The organism is Tropicibacter naphthalenivorans, from assembly GCF_900176475.1.
GTDB lineage: Bacteria > Pseudomonadota > Alphaproteobacteria > Rhodobacterales > Rhodobacteraceae > Tropicibacter > Tropicibacter naphthalenivorans.
The window spans coordinates 96008-113944 of record NZ_FWXX01000003.1; the positions used below are offsets into that span (position 1 = coordinate 96008).

General features: G+C 66.2%; 6 protein-coding genes. 2 read left to right on the forward strand and 4 right to left on the reverse strand.

Going from position 1 to position 17937, the window contains the following annotated elements; genetic code table 11:
• Nucleotides 1-2124 carry an NAD-dependent epimerase/dehydratase family protein gene (locus B9A11_RS08435; protein ID WP_234988775.1) on the forward strand — a complete coding sequence of 708 codons (2124 nt, stop codon included), beginning with the start codon at nucleotides 1-3 and terminating at the stop codon, nucleotides 2122-2124.
• Nucleotides 2125-2348: 224 nt separating this feature from the next.
• Nucleotides 2349-4181: a CpsD/CapB family tyrosine-protein kinase gene (locus tag B9A11_RS22085; protein WP_234988790.1), complete on the forward strand. Its 1833-nt coding sequence runs from the start codon at nucleotides 2349-2351 to the stop codon at nucleotides 4179-4181.
• A 79-nt stretch (nucleotides 4182-4260) separates the two neighbouring features.
• Here the strand turns inward: B9A11_RS22085 and B9A11_RS08445 are convergent, their stop codons facing one another.
• From B9A11_RS08445 to B9A11_RS08460, 4 genes are all read right to left on the reverse strand, one after another.
• The gene (locus B9A11_RS08445; RefSeq protein WP_058247961.1) at nucleotides 4261-5589 is read right to left on the reverse strand and encodes a GumC family protein; all 1329 of its coding nucleotides are present in this window, start codon (nucleotides 5587-5589) and stop codon (nucleotides 4261-4263) included.
• Between the two features lie 419 nt (nucleotides 5590-6008).
• Nucleotides 6009-10490: a MupA/Atu3671 family FMN-dependent luciferase-like monooxygenase gene (locus B9A11_RS08450; protein WP_058247962.1), complete on the reverse strand. Its 4482-nt coding sequence runs from the start codon at nucleotides 10488-10490 to the stop codon at nucleotides 6009-6011.
• 5 nt (nucleotides 10491-10495) lie between these two features.
• Nucleotides 10496-11503: a glycosyltransferase family 2 protein gene (locus B9A11_RS08455; RefSeq protein ID WP_058247963.1), complete on the reverse strand. Its 1008-nt coding sequence runs from the start codon at nucleotides 11501-11503 to the stop codon at nucleotides 10496-10498.
• Between the two features lie 3 nt (nucleotides 11504-11506).
• Entirely contained in the window at nucleotides 11507-17929 is a 6423-nt protein-coding gene (locus B9A11_RS08460) for a type I polyketide synthase (protein ID WP_058247964.1), read from the reverse strand.
• Between the last annotated feature and the right edge of the window lie 8 nt (nucleotides 17930-17937).

Consider the following 17937-nt stretch of genomic DNA (forward strand, 5'->3'; position numbering starts at 1 on the left):
ATGTCTGAAACCATGTCCGAAACTGGTTCTGAAATCCGCGTTGGCCTGATCGGGGCCGGATACATCGCCACGTGGCACGCAGACGCCCTAAGCGCGACCCCCGGCGTGCGAATCACCGCCATCGTCGACCCCAACGAATCGGCGGCCCAAGGCATGGCTCACGCCTATGGCGCAAGGGCGTTTACATCTGTTGAGGAAATGTTCGCCGCCAACTGTTGCGATTGTGTCCATATCCTCACCCCACCGCATTTACATGAGGAAATCGCAGTAAATTGCCTGAACGCAGGCCTGCATGTGCTTGTGGAAAAGCCTGTGTCCGAATCCGCCGACGCCACCCGCAATATCCAGTCCGCAGCCGATTCGGCGGGCAAGCGATTCCACGCGGGCCACAACTTTTTGGGCCTGCCGTCCTACACCCGGATGAAGGCCGCGATGCAGTCCGGGGATTATGGCCGTATCTCGGGCTGTGAGGTGACTTGGGCGCTGCCCTTGGCCCCCTTGCGCTCGGGGCCGTATAACCTGTGGCTGCTGCGCGAGCCGAAAAACCTGCTGCTGGAACTGGGGCCGCATCTGGTCGCCTTTGCGCAGGACCTCTTTGGCGACATTCAGATGATGCGCGCCGAGGCGTCCAAGCCCGCGCTGCTGCCCGGCGACGACCCGCGTCCGCAGTACATCCGCCTTTTGGCACAGGCCGGGGGAGTCGAGGTCACCTTTACCATCTCCATGGTCGAGACGGTTGACGACCGCTCCGTCACGCTGCGCGGGTCTTCGGCGCGGGCGCGGCTGGACTTTGCCCAGGACGTGCTGATCGTCGAGCGCGAGAACCCCAGCGACCTGATCGTGAACCCCTTGCGCAAGCAGCTGGACCTGTCGCGCCAACACCTGTGGCAAGGGGCCAAGAACGCCGCCGTGCAGCTGAAATCGCTGAACACACAGAACCCCTATGGCCGCAGTTTCCGCGGCATGGATGCGGCGATCTACGGCGATCTGTCCGCGAACAAACCCCAAGACGCGCGCTTTAGCGGCGCCTCTGCCGTCAAGGTCATGCAGGCCATCGACGACGCCATCGCCCTTCTGCCCGCCGAGGTGCTGACCGTCAAAGCCCCCGCCGTCCAGACCCGCCAGCCGAAACCGACCGCCATGGTCATCGGCGGCACCGGCTTTATCGGGCGGGCGCTGACGCGGCGGCTGGTGGCCGATGGGCGCGACGTGCGGGTGCTGTCGCGCGGCCGCTCTGGCCCCTTCCCCGACCTGCCGGACAATATCGAAACGGTGCAGGCGTCCCTGCACGATCTGGACGCGCTGACCGAGGCGATGAAGGGCATCGACGTGGTGTTCAACCTCGCCAAGGCCTTGGAAACCACATGGGCCGACGCGCTGAAAAACGACGTGGGCGTGGCGACGCGCATCGGAATGGCCTGCGAGAAAGCAGGCGTCAAACGGCTGGTCTACACCGGCACGATCGCCAGCTACGACATGTCCGATCCGGGCCAACAGATCACCGAGGACACCGGCTTTCCCGAGGATATGACCGACCGCAACCTCTATGCCCGGTCCAAGGCGGAATGCGAAAAGCAGCTGCTGAAGCTCCACCGCGAACGCGGGTTGCCCGTGGTCATCGCCCGCCCCGGCATCGTTGTGGGCGCGGGTGGTCCCTTGCAGCATTGGGGCATCGGGCGCTGGCACGGCGCGGGGGCTGTGCGCATCTGGGGCCACGGGCGCAACATCCTGCCGTTTGTGCTGAACGAAGACATCGCCGACGGGCTGGTGCGGATGATCGACGCCCCGGTCGAGGGCCAGAGCTTTAACCTTATTGGCGAGCCGATGCTCTCCGCCCGCGATTATTTCGACGCCATCCATGCCGAACTGGGCGCGCGCATCCGCTTCGCTCCGGGCAATCTATACGCGTTCTACGCCGGGGATGCGCTGAAATATGCGCTCAAGAAATACGCCCTGCGGCGCAAAGGCGTGATCCGCCCCAGCCTGGCCGACTGGAAAAGCCGCGCGCATTTCTCGCCCTTCGTGAACACCAAACCCAAGGAGATGCTGGGCTGGCAGCCGGAAACCGACCGCGCGACCTTTGTGCAAAAGGCGATCACGCAGGCCAATTTGATGGGGTTCTAAGGGGGTTTTGGCCGGGTTTCGGGGGTTTTCGTGAACAATCCCCTCAAATCCGACTTATTCTAGCCAGATTCCTTTGATGTAACCCAAGGGGAATGAGTGCGCCCAAAGCAGGGGCGATTTTAAGCGATTTTGTTCGAGGACGAGCCGTCGATGACTTTGCATCACCACAATGGGCCGCTGGACGGCGCTGCGACGGCTATGGGCGCAGGGGGCGCAGCGTGATCATGACAGAGCGCCGTAAATTCCGCCGCAAGAACCGCTCCGCTGACGCGGTCGAGGACGAGATGCCCCCCATCGCCCCGCTGGAATCGCGTGAAGAACGACTGGCTCGCCGCCGCGCCGAGCAAGAGGCCGAGCAAGCCCGCCTTGCCGCCGAAGAGGCCGCCCGCGTCGAGGCTGAGCGCCTTGAACAAGCGCGCTTGGAGGAGCAGGCCCGGCAAGAGGCGCTGGCCCGCAAGGCAGAGGCAGACGCCCGCGCCAAAGCCGAAGCCGAGGCCCGCGCCGCCGCCGAAGAGCGCGCCCGCATCGAGGCCGAAGCCGAACAACGCCGCGAACGGGCCCGCCGCGCCCGCGAAGCCCTGGCCCGTCAAGCGGCGGAAAAGCAGCGCCTCGCCGAGGAGCAAGCCAAGGCAGAAGCCGAAGAAAAGGCGCGCCTTGCCGCCGAAGCCGAAGCCCAAGCAGAAGCCGCCCGGCTGGCCAAGCTCGCCGAGGAGCGCGCGGCAGAGGCCAAGCGCAAGCAGGCAGAGCTGGCCGCCCAGCGCAAGGCAGAAGCAGAGGCCGCAGAGCGCGCCGAAAAACAGCGCAAACAGGCCGAGGCCGATCGCCGCGCGCAGGAAAAAGCCAAGGAAGCCCAACGCCAAGCCGAACGGGCCGCAGCCCAACGCCAAGCCGAAGAAGCCGCCCGCCACAAGGCCAAGGCCGCCGCAGAGCAACAGGCTCGCATGCAGGCCGAGGCGGCCCAACGGGCCGAAGAGGCGCGCCGCGCGGCGCATCAAGCGGACATTGACCTCGCCCGCGAGAGCGAACGCGTGCGCCGGGAAAAGGCAGAGCGCCTCGCCGCCAAGCAAGTAGCGCAAGCCGAAGCAGACCGCCTCGCCGCCGAGCAAGCAGCGCAAGCCGAAGCAGACCGCCTCGCCGCCGAGCAAGCAGCGCAAGCCAAAGCAGAGCAGGCCAAAGCCGACCGCGCCCGCAAAACCGAAACAGAGCGCCGCGCCCAAGAGGCCCGCGCCCGCGCCGCCCTGCGCCACGACCTCACGCCAGAGCCCGAGGCCGACCCAGAGAGCGCAGAGGCAGAGCCAGAGACCGCGCCGGAAACCCTGCCCGCGCCGTTTGATGACCCGTGGGCGCAGCTCCAGACCTTTACCGTCGACCCCGCGCATCTCTCGCAAAACCGCATCATCACCGCGCAGCGCGACGACCCCGCGCACGCGGCCTTTGACGTGCTGCGCACCCGCCTGCTACAAGCGCTGCACGACAACGGCTGGAAACGCGTGGCGATCACCTCGCCCGGCAAGGATTGCGGCAAGACCTTTACCGCCGCGAACCTCGCCATCAGCCTGTCGCGTCAGGAAAACTGCCGCACGCTGCTGATGGATTGCGACATGCGGCGCCCGTCGCTGCACAAGATCATGGGGATCGACACCCCCGGCGCCATGGGCGAACTGCTGCGCGGCAATATCGACCCCGCCGATCACCTCGTGCGCATGGGATCGAACCAGATCCACGCCGGGAAAAACATCGCCTTTGGCTTCAACGATCTGGCCGAACCCTACGCGTCCGAGCTGCTTCAGGACCCGCGCACCGCGCAAACCCTTGACCGCATCGAAGAGCTGTATCAGCCCGACGTCATGCTGTTCGACCTGCCGCCCGCGCTGTTCTACGACGACGTGATCGCCGCGCGGCCCCTGATCGACGGCGTCCTGCTGGTGATCGGCGGCGGGCTGACCACCGAAAAAGAGGTCAAAGAGGTTGAGCGCCGCCTTGGCGAGCAGACCCCGCTGCTGGGCATGGTCCTGAACAAGGCCGAAGGCACCGAGATCGACCGCTACCGCTACTGACCGCAAAACGAAACCCCGGACGGCGACCAGCCACCCGAGGTTTCGCGCTGCATATTCTTTAGAAACTTAGACCGGGAACTCAGGTCTCAATCGCGCGCGGCGCGACCTTGCCGAACAGCTCGCCGACCCACGGGATGTACTCTGCCGCGATGCGCAGCGCCGCCAGCAGCGCAAGGAACGCCATCCCCAGCTTGCCCAGCACCGACAGGCCCTTGCGGCGGCGGTCGCTGGCGGTCTGCACCATCGGGATCGCGACCACCGGCTGAATGCCCAGCATACGCTCCATCTGGCTGGCGTTGCGGATCGCCGGGTTCATCAGTTCAATGATAAAGGCCGCGGCCAGACCGGCGAGGATCGAGGCAAACCCACCCATGATCGCCGTCTTCTTGCGCGAGCGGGACACCGGGAATTCCGGCACCAGCGCGGTTTCCAGCACCTCAAAGCGGTCGGACGCCTGACGATCCTCAAGGAACTGGCCCATCTCGGCCTCGGCCTTGCGGCGGGTCACCACGGTGTATTGCTCTTGCAGGCGGGTCAGCTCGCGCTCCATCGCGCTCAGCTCACGCTCGACCTGCGGAGCGCTGGCGATCAAGGCTTCGATCTGGGCCATACGCTCGGTGATCAGCAGCTTTTGCTCCTGAAGCAGGCCGATCTGACGGTCCAGCACCTCTTCGCGCTGGCGGCTGGCGGTGGTTTCCAGCGTCAGGATCTGCTGGTCGATGTCCAGGTCCGCGTCGCGCAGGTTCGCCAGCTGGGTGCGCAGATCGGCGACACCTTCGGGCAGCTGACGGGCGTTTTCGCTTTTATACAAAGCGATGCGCTCTTCCAAAGCGTCGATCTCGGCCACAACGCGCGCCTCTTCGGCGGTGAACAGCTCCAGCGTTTCGCGGGCGCGGCCGGTGTTGCGGTCACGGGACTGTTCGATCACGTAGGTCATCAGCTCGTTGGCGACCTCGGCGGCCTTTTCCGCGTCGGTCAGACGCACCGAAATCAGCAGGCCAGAGGGCGCGTTGCCGCCGGGGGCAAAGGCCTGCGCCTGATCGCGGATTTCCTGAATGCTGGCCGCTTCGCGCATGTAACCCACACGCTCCAAGGGCGTAACGGTCGGGTCTTCGGCAAAGAGGTTATGCTTTTCGACAACGCTGAACAGGTTGTCGCGGGACATCAGCCGCTGTTCGATCAGCTTGACGCCGCGCCCGGCGGTGTCGGTCTGGGCAGAGGCGCCAGCCAGCTGGTCCGGCACGGCGGCTTCTTCGATCTGGACGACGGCGGTGGCTTCGTAAACCTTGGTTTGCGACAGCGCATAGTTGAGAGACAGCACGCAGCCCACAAAGGTGATCGCAAGGATCACCCAGATGCGGCGTTTGATCGCCGAAACGACTTCGTCAAAGGACTGAAACTGGTTCATCTCACGTTGCTCCCGCGTTTGGCCCCCACCAAGTGCGGAAGAGGCGGGCCGGGGAATCGCCCCAAGCGCGCCATCTTCATGCCCCAATCTAGGCAAGTTGCCTTAATTTCGCCACGACTTTACTTGGTTAACCCTTGGAACACAGCGTTTCCGGATCGGGGATCAGCGCCATATTTATGACGCAATTCCAGAAAGTTAAGCGTTTTCAGGGGTGAATGTGGCGATTTTGACAAAATTCGAAGTTGGTTAATCGCGCGGCAGCGGGCGCGAGTTCTGTCGAATTTGCTAAAAATGCCAGTGGCTCGGACAGAATCGGGCGAAATGTGGCGATGCGCGCCACATTTGGGCGGTGACGCAGGCGCATAAAAAAATGCCCCGGCGGGGAACCGGGGCATGTCTGTCTTACAGGAAAAGAGGCGTCAGGCGCGGCGGCGCGCCCGCATTTCCCGGCGTCTCGCCATGGCGTCCGACCGCGATTGCGCCCGGTCTGACGATGGCGCGGCAGGCGGAGTTGTGGGCGCAGGCGCAGGGCCGCTGTCGACCATGGTCGCCACGCGCGCGGCCAAGTCCCCAAGCACCGGAAAGCGGAAGATGTCGGTGATCGACAGCTTGGTCGCGCCCAGTTCTTCGCGGATCGCCCGGTGGGCCTGGACCGCGAGCAACGAGTGGCCGCCAAGGTCAAAGAAGTTGTCGCGCCCCGAGATGTCATGCACCCCAAGCACCTGCGTCCAGATCGCGGCGATGCCCCGTTCCACACTGGCGCTGTCGCCCGTCGCCACAGGCGCGGTGACCACCGGCGCGGCGGGCTTGGCCACCACGGCCACCGGCGCGGGCAAGGCGCCCCGGTCGACCTTCTTGTTCGGTGTCAGCGGGAAAGCCTCCAGCCGCACGAACCGACCCGGCACCATGAAGCTGGGCAAATCCCGCGCCATGGCAACCTTCAAGGCCGCTTCGGGCAGCTCCGCCCCGGTGTAATAGCCGACCAGACGCAGATCGCCCGGCACGTCTTCGCGCGCCAGAACGACGGCCTGCGAGACGCCAGTCTGCGCCTCGAGAACGCCTTCGATCTCGCCCAGTTCAATGCGGAAACCGCGCAGCTTGACCTGATGGTCGACGCGCCCGACAAAGTCGATCTTGCCATCCATCCGCCGCCGCACCAGATCGCCGGTGCGGTACATCCGGCCCGCATGGAACGGGTTTGGCACAAAGCGTTCGGCGGTCAGCTCCGGGCGGTTACAATAGCCGCGCGTCACACCTTCGCCGCCGATCCACAGCTCGCCCTCTTGGCCGATGCCCACGGGCTGCTGCGCCTCGTCCAGCACGTACAGCTGCTGGTTCGCCAAGGGCAGACCGATGTTGACCACGCCTTCGCCGCCCTGGACGCGTTCGACCGAGGACCAGATCGTCGTCTCGGTGGGCCCGTACATATTGGTGATGGTCGCGCCGGTGATCTGGCGGAAATCCTCCACCAAAGCGCCCGGCAACGGCTCGCCCCCCATAAACAGATGCTGCACCCCGCGCAGGGCAAAGCGCGCCTCGTCGTTCATCGCGATCATCCGCGCCATGGACGGCGTGCATTGCAGATGCGTCACGCCATGGCGGACAATCTGCGCCGCGATGCTAAAGTCATCCTCGGCCAGTTGCGGCGTCACATTGGCGGCTTTCACCACCTCCGCCAGCGGCCTGAGCCCTTCCAGCACCGTCTCGCGGTCGATGCCATAGTCGATCAGGCAGGCGATTTCGTCGACGCCGATGCGCTTGAGTTCCTCGGTCCTCTTGAGGGCATCCTCGACCGTGCCGAACAGCCCGCTGTCGTTGAAGTAGCGTTCAAACGCGAAATCGAGGATCGCGTCCAGCTCTTCGGGTTCCAGCCCGTCCAGTTGCAGGTCAAAGGCGTTGTCCACGCCCTTGGGCCGCTTGAACGCCGGGAAGGCCCAGGCGTATTGCTTGATCAGCCCCGCCGCCGAGGTCAGGTAGTCCTTCATCGGCTGGCGGGCAATCTCGCGCGCGTGCTCGCGGCTGTCGCTGACAAAAGTGTGCAGCATCAGCGAAACGGTAAAGTCCTGCGGGTCGTGCCCCGCCTCGCGCAGCGCCTCGTGGTAGATCTTGATCTTGCCCGCAACCTCTTCGATCGACTGGCCCAAGAGGTGCGTCAGCACGTTGCAGCCCAGCCGCCCCGCCTCGCGCCAGGTGTCGGGGTTGCCCGCCGTGGTGACCCAGATCGGCAGTTCCTTGGACACCGGACGCGGCTGCGTGACCACCTCGTGCAGGGTGCCGTCCTTGCGCGGAAAGCCCACGGCCTCGCCCCGCCACAGCTTGCGTATCTGGTCGATGTTCTCGATCATCGCGGGCTTGTTGTTCGGCGGCGTGTTTTCAGGGCGCAAGACAAAGTCGTCGGGCTGCCAGCCGCTGGCAATCGCAAGGCCCGCGCGGCCGTTGGTCAGGTTGTCGATGACCGACCATTCCTCGGCGATGCGCGCGGGGTGGTGCAGGGGCGCAACCACAGACCCGGAGCGCACGCCGATATTGCGGGTGATCGCCGCGACCGCCGCGCCGGTGACGGACGGGTTCGGGTACGGCCCGCCAAAGGCGTGAAAGTGCCGCTCGGGCGTCCAGACGGCGACAAAGCCGTTTTCGTCGGCGAATTGCGCGCCCTCCAGCAGCAACTTGTACTTGTCGCGGCCCACGCCATCGTCGTTGCCCCAATAGTAGATGCTGAACTGCATCGAGGCGTCGGACATGGGCATCGGCCCCTTGGAGATCAGGCCTCGGTCTTCGTCGCCGGTCAGCACAACGGTCAAGCCGCGCGCCGTGGTCCAGAACAGCTCCAGCACCGAGATGTCAAAGGACAGCGAGGTCACCGCCAGCCACGTGCCACCATCATGCGGGATATGCGCGTCCATCCCGGTGTAAAAGTTCAGCACGTTGCGGTGTTCGATCATCACGCCCTTGGGCTTGCCGGTCGAGCCGCTGGTGTAGATCAGATAGGCCAGATCCTGCGGCGTGGCGGTGTCTGGCAGGTTGGTGTCGGGCGCGGTGGTCAGGCGCGGCTCGGCGTCCAGGACCAGCAGATCGGCGGTGTGCGGCGGCAAGCTGGGCTCGACAGCGGCTTGGGTGACGATGACCTTGGCCTGACTGTCCTCGACGAAATGTGCAAGGCGATCAGCGGGATAGCTGGGGTCCATGGGCAAGTAAGCCCCCCCGGCCTTGAGGATCGCCAAGGCGCCCACCAGCAGATCGACAGACCGCCGGGTGCACAGGCCCACGACCTGCCCCGGCACCACGCCCATCTCGCGCAGGACATGCGCGGCGCGGTTGGCGCGGGCGTTGAGCTCGGCGTAGGACAGGCGGTGGTTTTCAAAGATCAGCGCGATGGCGTCCGGCGTTTTGGTCACCTGCGCCTCAAACGCGCGGTGCATGGTCAGGGCGCGGTCGTGGTCGGTGTCCGTCGCGTTCCACTGGTCCAGAACCATGGCGCGCTCGGTCTCGGGCAGGATTTGCTCGGGCGCAGAGGCCAGCAGCTCCAGCCGCGCGGCCAGCAGTTCGGCGGTGGCGGGGGCGATCTTGCCCGCGTCGTAAGAGAGGGTCGCGGTATCGCCAAGGATCACGGTCAGCACGGTGCCGGGGACGTGGCCAGCGGTCGACAGGCCGATATGCGGGGTCTGCGGCCAAGACAGCTCGGGCGCGCGGGCGGGCAGGTCGGTGGCAAAGGGGCGGGCCTTGTCCATCGGAGCGCCTGCACGCAGCGGCGTCCACGGCGAGATCAGGTCGGTTGCCGCATCGACGCCAAGGGCCAGATCGACGGTTTCGCGCCCGGTCAGGCGCTGCACCCATTGGCCGACAAGGGCCGCGCCTTCGGCCCCAGTGGGCAGGCTGAGGGGGCGTTGCTCTAGTGCAACAGGGCCGTCGCAAATGTCTGACAATTGAGCGGGGGACAGATCATCCAGCTTTCGACGCAGCGCGCCGTCGGACTTGGCGATGTCTCGCATCGCGGCGTCGATCTGCGCGATCTCGTCGCCCGTGGGCAGCGGCAGCACGTCGCCGACCTTGGCGATCTGGGCGGCGTCCACCGGCATCCCGCAGATGCGCGTCAGCCCGGACAGGGCCACCGCGTGACCGCCGCAAGCGATGGTCAGCGTATCCCCCTCGGCGCCCAGAACGGTCCCCGGCGCGGCGTGGCTTTCGGTGACGCGGGCGCTGCCCGCCAGCCAGACCAGACCACCGGCGCGGAATTTCGGCGCACACAGCGGGTTCCAATAGGTCCCGTGATCCAAGGCGCGCACCAGACGGGCGACCTCGGTCGCGGGTTCGGCAAAGTTCAGCAGGCCATAGCCCGCGGGCCGATCCGCAAGCGCGTGATAGCTGCGTTGAGACAGATCCTGCTCAGCGCGCTGCAAGACGCCGCTTTCGAGCTGGCCGAGCAAGGCGGGGAAAGAGGCCATCGCCGCCTCGTAGGCCTTGGTGTTCAGGGTCAGGGCGGTGTCGACTTCGGTGATGTCAAAGGCGCGGGTCACGAGGATGTCGCCCTCATCCACGCCGCCTTGGATCAGGTGCCACGAAATGCCGTGCTGCGCCTCGCCCTCGAGCAGCGCCCAAACCGGGGCGTTCAGGCCCGCGTGGCGGGGCAAGGGGCCGTCGTGAAAGTTCACCGCGCCCTTGGTCGGCAGCGCCAGCACCGTGTCCGGGATGATGTCGAGGTTGGCGATCGACAGCAGCCAGTCGAAGCCGCCGGTGAGCTCGTCCAGCGGGCAGACCCGCAGGCCTCGCCCCTCGGCCCATGCCTGCACATCCGCGTTGCGCGTTACCACCGCCTGAATGGTGTTGCCCCGGTCCAGGGCCATCTCGGCGCAGTGCACCAAGAGCGATTCATTGCCAACCACAACACAGGAAAACCCTGCCATATCCTTCACTCCACGCTTGCCTCAAGGGCGGTCCGAGGGCGCATCCCCCGCACCGCCTGCCGCTTTCCCGGCAAGGGGCGCATCACCGCCTTGAAGTCATGAACCAGCAGATCGCGCAGAAAATGCGGAGGGTCCGCCGGAGTTTTACGCTGCACCACCATGCGCAGCCGCCACAGAGCGCCGCCCAAACCATGGGCCAAGGTGGCCATGGCGGCATAGGCGCGCCCGTAATTCTTGGAAAAATAGTGCCACCGGCTGTCCAGCCAGAAGGCGGGAATGCGGGTCCAGCGCTTCATCCCCGTGGACACCGACCCGATATGCGCCACGTGGCTTTCGCGCACGTAATGGGTTTCAAACCCCGCGCGGGCGGCGCGCAGACACAGGTCGGTTTCCTCGAAATAGAGGAAGAACGTCTCGTCAAAGAGGCCGATCTGATCCAGCACATCCATGCGCATCATCAGCGACGCCCCGGCCAGCCAGTCGACCTTTTGCGTCTGCTCCGGCACGCCAAGCGGGACAACCCATTCGCCCAGCGCGCGCGAGATCGGGCCAAAGCGCGCCGAGCCTTCGAGTTCGGACCAGACCGACGGAAAGCGGAAGGCGGTCACGTGCGGCTCACCTTCAGGGCCATGGATATAGCTGCCGACAAAGCCCGCCTCTGGGTGGGTGTCCAGATGGTCCGCCAGCAGGCGGATCGCATCCGGCGCGGGAAAGGCATCGGAGTTCAGGATATAGACGTAGTCGGGGCGCGCGCCATCGGCCATCCCGGCCTGAATGCCCACGTTGTTGCCCGCGCCGAAGCCGCCGTTATGGCCCGATTGGATCACCCGCACGGGCAGGCCTTCGTCGGCGACCACCTGCGAGATCTGCTCAAAGGAGCCATCGCCGGAGTCGTTGTCGACCACCACCAGATCGGCGTCCATGCCTTGCAGAGCCGTCAGCGCGGCGCGGACGGATTTCAACGTCATCTCGGGGGTCTTGTAGTTCAGCGATACGACAAGCAGCTTGGGCATGGTTTACTCCGCCGCTTGGGTCGGGAAGTCCACGACCTGACTGCCAAGGCTGGCGCTCTCGGCCCCTTGGATCGCGTCGCGCATCAGGCTGGCGAGCACGCGCACGTTGGGCTCCAGAACCATCGAATCGTGGTCTCCCGGCACTTCGTGGACCTCAACTTGCGGGGCATAAAGGCTCCAGTCATTGTCATGGGTCACGTAGGTGCGTTCGCTGTTCACCAGATTGCCGCCGGACACCCGCCATTTGCCCACCAAGGGCGGGCGGTACAGCACCAGACGGCCATCCCACGGGCGGACCTGATAGCTGCCGATGGCGCGGTAAAAGGCCGCCTCGATTTCGGCGTTGTGAAAGGCGGTTTGCGTGTCGGTTTCACCCGTCTCGCGGCGTTTCGCCAGCTCCCACGCGATGCGGTTGCGCGCCCAGATGAACGGATACAGCGGGCCTTTTTCGCGGGCCTGATGCCATTGGATGATGGCGCGGTCCTTGCCCGACAGCGGGCGACGCGTGGGCAAAGGCGTGTCGAGCATGACCACAAGCGAGACCTCCTCGCCCATCGTCTCTAGCTGGTGCGCGATCTCATAGGCGGTGATTCCGCCCCCCGAGAACCCGCCCAGCATGTAGGGGCCATGGGGCTGCACCTGACGCATCTCGGCGATGTAGTCGCGGGCGGCGTCCTGGATCGTGTCGTGCGGGGCTTCGCCGCCATAGAGGCCACGGGCCTGCAAGCCGTAGAAGGGCCGGTCCGCGCCCAGCAGATGCGCCAGATGCCGCAGGTTCAACACGTTGCCGAACATCCCCGCCACGAGGAAGAAGGGCGTCTTCGGCCCGCCTTCGCCGTCGTGCATGGGGACGAGGTGTTTGAACCGACGCTCGGGGGCTTTGGGGGCCTCGGCGCCGTCCTCGACGTGGCCGGTCTGCTCGGCGATGAGGGCGGCGATCTTGCGGATCGTCGGGGCCTCAAACAGCACCGAGATCGGGAAATCCACGCGGAACGCCTTCTTGATGGTCGAGAACAGGCGCACGGCGATCAGGCTGTGCCCGCCAAGGTCAAAGAAACTGTCCTCGGCCCCGACGTTCTGCACGCCGAGCAGGTCTTGCCACATGCCCGCCAGCGCGGTTTCGATCGCGCCCTCGGGAGGGGTGTAATCGCTGTCCAGCTGCGGGCGGTCAAAGGTCTGGGACGGGCCAGCTTCGGCGGTGCTCGCGGCGGTCTGCCGGGTCAGCGCGTCAAGGTCCATCGAAGAGACAACCACCTGCGGCACACCCAAGGCCAGCGCGCGAGCAAAGGCGTCGACCCCTTCGGCGGGGCGGATGCCTTGGGACAGGTTGTGCGCAAGGCGTTCCTCGGCGGGGGACAGCGGCTGGGCGCTGCTGGGCGTGTCGTCGAATTCGATCTCGGCGGCGGTCAGGCGCGGGGTGGCCCCCAGCACATCCAACGAGGGCAGCTTGCGGATGGTAAAGCCCGTCACCTCGACCAGGACCGTGCCATCCGGCGCGCAGATCGTCACGTCAAAGCTGGCGGTTTCGCCGCTGGCGCGGTTGTCGGCGGCGTTGCGCACCCAAGACACGACGCGGGTAGGCAGCGCGCCATGCACCCGCACGCGGGCATAGCGCACCGGCACCCACAGGTGGGTCGGCTGATAGCCGTCAATCAGCTCCATCGCCCAGCCGGTGGCAATATCCATCAAGGCCGGGTGCAGCAGGCAGCCGTCGCCCTGCGCCTCGGATGGCAAGGACAGGTCCGCGATGCCTTCGCCCTGCCCCAGCGCGCGGGTGTCGAGCACCTTCCAGCGCGGGCCGAAATCGAGCAAGACCTCTTGGGCGGCGGTCAGCTTGCCCGCGCCGCCAACCGGCGCACCGCAGCGGGCGCGGATGGCGCTTAGGTCCAGCGCCTCGGGCCGGTGCAAGGGCATCAGCGACAGCGCGCCCTGGGCGGTCAGGGCATGGCCCTTGCGCCCGTTCAGCGTGGCGTCAGCCAGCACGTCAAAGCCGTAGCCGTCCGCCGTACGCGCCAGCCGGACCCGCACATCGCGCGCCGCGCCTTGGGTCACGCGCAGGGGCCGCAGGAAGGTCAGGTCGCGCAGTTCAAACGCGCCCTCTTCGTGGTGGGCGCGCAGGGCGTGGGCGGCCAGCGTCAGATACCCGGTGCCGGGCAACAAGGCATCGCCCGCGCGGGTGCGGTGTTCGTCGATGAACCAGTCGTCGGTGCTGTAGCGCGCGTGGAACACACGGGTGCCTTGCCCGTCAAAGCTCGCTTCGTCCAGCAAGGGCAGATCCACCGGCACCACAGGCGCGTCGGGCAGATCGCCGGTGCGGGCAGCGACGGCCTCGGCGGCCATGCCGACCTCGGACCAGATGCCCCAGTTGATGGCGACCACCTGCGTCTGACCGCTGCGGGCGCGGGCAAAGGCGTTGAGGAACTCGTTGGCGGCGACGTAATCCACCTGCCCCGCAGGCGCGGTGACCGTGGACGAGGAACTGAACAGCGCAATCCAGTCCACCGAGCCATCGGGGAAGACGTCGCCCAGCACCTCGGTGCCGTGGATTTTCGGGGTAAAGACGTCCTCGACCGTGGCGGGGGTTTTCGTCAGCAAGGGCGCGTCGGCGATGACACCCGCGCCGTGAATGACGCCCGTGATCGGGCCGAACTGGGCCTCAACCGCGGCGCGCGCGGCCAACATCTGGGTCTTATTGCAGACATCGGCGGCAATGACGCGCACCTCAGCCCCGAGGGATTCCAGCTCTTGCACGGCACGGATCCGGCGCGCCATGCGGTCCTGCGGGGCGTGACGGGTGAGATACACATCCCACGTCTCACGCTCCGGCAGGGCGTGGCGCGACAGCAGCGCCAGCTTGGCGCCGTGGGTGGCGAAATCCCGCGCGAGGCTTAGGCCGATGCCGCCGAAACCCCCGGTAATCAGGTAGGTGCCCGCGCCGGGGCGAACTTGCGGTTCCGGCAGGGCCACAGGCTTCATCGCGCATTCAAAGCGGCGATCCCCGCGCAGGGCGGCCACCAGATTGGCAGGCTCGGCCATGAGGTCTTCGAGGATGCGCGCGGTCAGAGCGTCCATCGCGGCCTGATGCGCGGCCTCGGCACGCCCACGCCCCCAGAAGGGCGCGTCAGGCGCTTCGGGCAGTTGCACGTCCAGCGTCGACACCGTCACCCCCGGCAATTCGCGCGGGATCACGCGGGCGGGGCCAGCGATGGTCGCCTTGGCGGGATAGGGAAGCGCTTCGTCGCGCAGCTTGGCCGCGCCGTTGGTCAGCACCGTAAGATGCGGCTTGGCGGTGCCGTCCTCGGCCAAAGCTTGGGCAAGGAACAGCAGCGAATAGAACCCCTGTTCCTGCACGCGGTGAAAGAACGAAGAGCCGGGACGGTGCGTTTCGTCCCGCGTCACCATCCAGAAATGCGCGATGCGTTCTGGGATGATGCCTTGGGCCGCCAGATCACCCAGCAGCAGGTCGTAGCCTTCGCGGCCCCGTTCCGGCGCAAGCACGTAAGACAGCTCAGAGGTGCGGGCAAAGGTGTCGCCGCTGCGGACCTCGATCACCGTATGGCCTGCGGCGGTCAGACGCTGGGACGCAGCACGCGCCAGCCCCGCGTCGTCCATGAACATCAGCCAGGTCTGCGGCACAGCATCATGCAGGTTGGCCACGTCCACCTCGGTCAGCGCCGAGCGTGGCCGCCAGACGGGTTTGTACCCCCAAGCGCCCACGTCATCGGTGCGCATCAAGAACTGCGGCGCGCTGTCGTTGCTCGCTTTGCCCGGCTCGATGAAATACGGCGCGCGCTGGAAGGCGTAGGTGGGCAGAGGCACCCGCACGCGGCGCGCCTCACCCCAGATCTGGTCCCAGTCGATCTGGGCGCCCAAGGCCCAGAGGCGACCCAGCACTTCGAACATGTGCTTGTCGTCGGGGATGGCGTCATCGGGGTGGCGCAGGGACGACAGGACTTGGTTCGCCTCGACCTGCGCGTGCTGGCGGGCGAGCGAGGACAGCGCCTTGCCCGGACCGACCTCAAGGAAAATCCGGCTCGGCGCGGCGAGGGCCCCAACGCAATTGGCAAAGAACACCGTGCCGCGCAGATGCTCGACCCAGTAATCGGGGCTGGTGGCCTGTTCGGCGGTCATCAGCGCGCCGGTGCGGTTCGAGGTCAGCGGCAGCGTCGGGGCGCTGAGCTTGATCGCCGCCAGATAGGCGCGGAACTTGTCAAGGATCGGGTCCAGCATCCGGCTATGCGCGGCAATGTCGATGGCGATGCGCTGACAGTCGATGTCATCGGCGCGCAGACGGCGTTCCAGATCGTCCAAGGCGGCCTGAGGCCCAGAGGCAACCGACAGCTCGGGCGCGTTTTCCGCGCCAAGGTCCAGCGTATCGCCAAGGTAGGGGCGCAGCTTGTCAGCAGGCAGCGACACCGACAGCATCCCGCCCGCCGGGACTGTGTCGAACAGCGTGCCGCGCAGGTGGACAAGGCCGATGCACGCCTCAAAGGACATGACGCCCGCGAGGCAAGCGGCGGTGTTTTCGCCCATGGAATGCCCGGTCAGCGCGGTCGGCTGAATGCCCCAGCTCATCCACAGCTGCGCCAGCGCGTATTCGGTGATCATGATCAGCGGCAGCTGAAGGCTGGGCTGTTTGAGCGCCTCATCGGCGGCAGAGGTGTCGCCTTCGGGCAGCCAGAGCGCACGCATGTCCACCGTGGACATGGTCGCAAGGTGGTCGAGGCCCCGATCCATCCACTCGGCAAAGACCGGCTCTGTCTCGTACAGGTCGCGGGCCATCCCGGCGTATTGCGCGCCGCCGCCGGGGAACATGAACACCACCTCGGGGCGGTCCAGAGCCGTATGCGTGTGGACCCGGCGGGGGTTGTCCTCGGTCAGCAGGCGGGCGGCCTCGGCGTGGGTTTCGGCCACCACAACGCGGCGCTTTTCAAAGGCGCGGCGGCCTTCCTTGAGCGTCCAGGCCACGTCGGCCAAGTCCTGCTCGGGGTGGGCCTGCAAGTGCTGCGCCAGCCGCGCGGCGTTGTCGTCAAGCGCGGCCTTGGACCGGGCAGAGACCGTCAGGATCTGGAACGGAAAATCGCTGGCGTCAGAGGCGGCGCGCTCTGGCGCTTCTTCCAGCACCACATGCGCGTTGGTGCCGCCGACGCCGAGCGAGTTCACCCCGGCGCGGCGCGGATGCCCAGCGCGCGGCCAGTCGGTCAGCCGGTCGTTCACCCGGAAGGGCGAGCTGTCGAAATCAATGGCGGGGTTCGGGGCTTCGAACCCAAGGCTCGGCGGCATCTGCTTTTCATGCAGGGCCATGGTCGCCTTGATGAGCGAAGCCACCCCCGCAGCGGTGTCCAGATGCCCGATGTTGGTCTTGACCGAGCCGATGCGGCAATGGCCCACGGCGTCCGACGTCTCGCGGAAGGCTTGGGTCAGCGCGGCCACCTCGATCGGGTCGCCCAGATAGGTGCCGGTGCCGTGGCATTCCACGTAATCCACCGTGTCGCTGGTCACGCCCGCGATGGCTTGGGCTTCGGCGATGGCGATGGCTTGGCCCTCGACCGACGGAGCCAGATACCCGGCCTTTTGCGCGCCGTCGTTGTTGACCGCGCTGCCCTTGATGATCGCCCAGATGTGGTCGCCGTCCTCGGCAGCGTCCTGCGCGCGGCGCAACACCACGGCCCCCGCGCCAGAGCCGAACACCGTCCCCTGCGCGCGGTGGTCAAAGGCGTGGCAAGCGCCGTCGGGCGAGAGGATCTCGTTCTCTTTGTAGAGATAGCCGCGATTGTGCGGCAGCTCGATGGTGACGCCGCCCGCGATGGCCATGTCACACTCGCCGTTCAACAGCGCCTGCACCGCGTAATGCGTCGCCACCAGCGACGTGGAACAGGCGGTTTGCAGGTTGATCGACGGCCCCTTGAGGTCCAGCACATGGGACAGGCGCGTGGTCATGAAATCCTTGTCGTTGCCCGTGTGGCGCAACAGGAACATGCCGGTGTTTTCCACCAGATCGGGGTTCGAGCAGACGTTGAAATAGAAATAGCTGCCCATGCCGCAGCCCGCGAAGACACCCACCTGACCGGGGAAATTCTCGGGCACATGGCCTGCCGTTTCCAAAGCTTCCCAAGCGGTTTCAAGAAACTGGCGGTGCTGCGGGTCCATGATGGCCGCTTCCTTGGGGGAAAACCCAAAGAACTCGGCGTCGAACAGCTCAAAATCGTCCAGGGGCGCGGCGAAGGGCACATAATCGCGGTGGCGCATCAGGCCGGGGTCTTCGCCAGCGGCGCGCAGCTCTTCTTCGGTCAGGCGGCGGATCGAGGACACCCCATCGCGCAGGTTGCGCCAATAGGTGCCGATGTCACCCGCCCCCGGCAGATGCGCAGCCATCCCGACAATGGCGATGTCATTTTCGCCAAAGTTCTGTGCGTCGTTACTCATGATCCAAT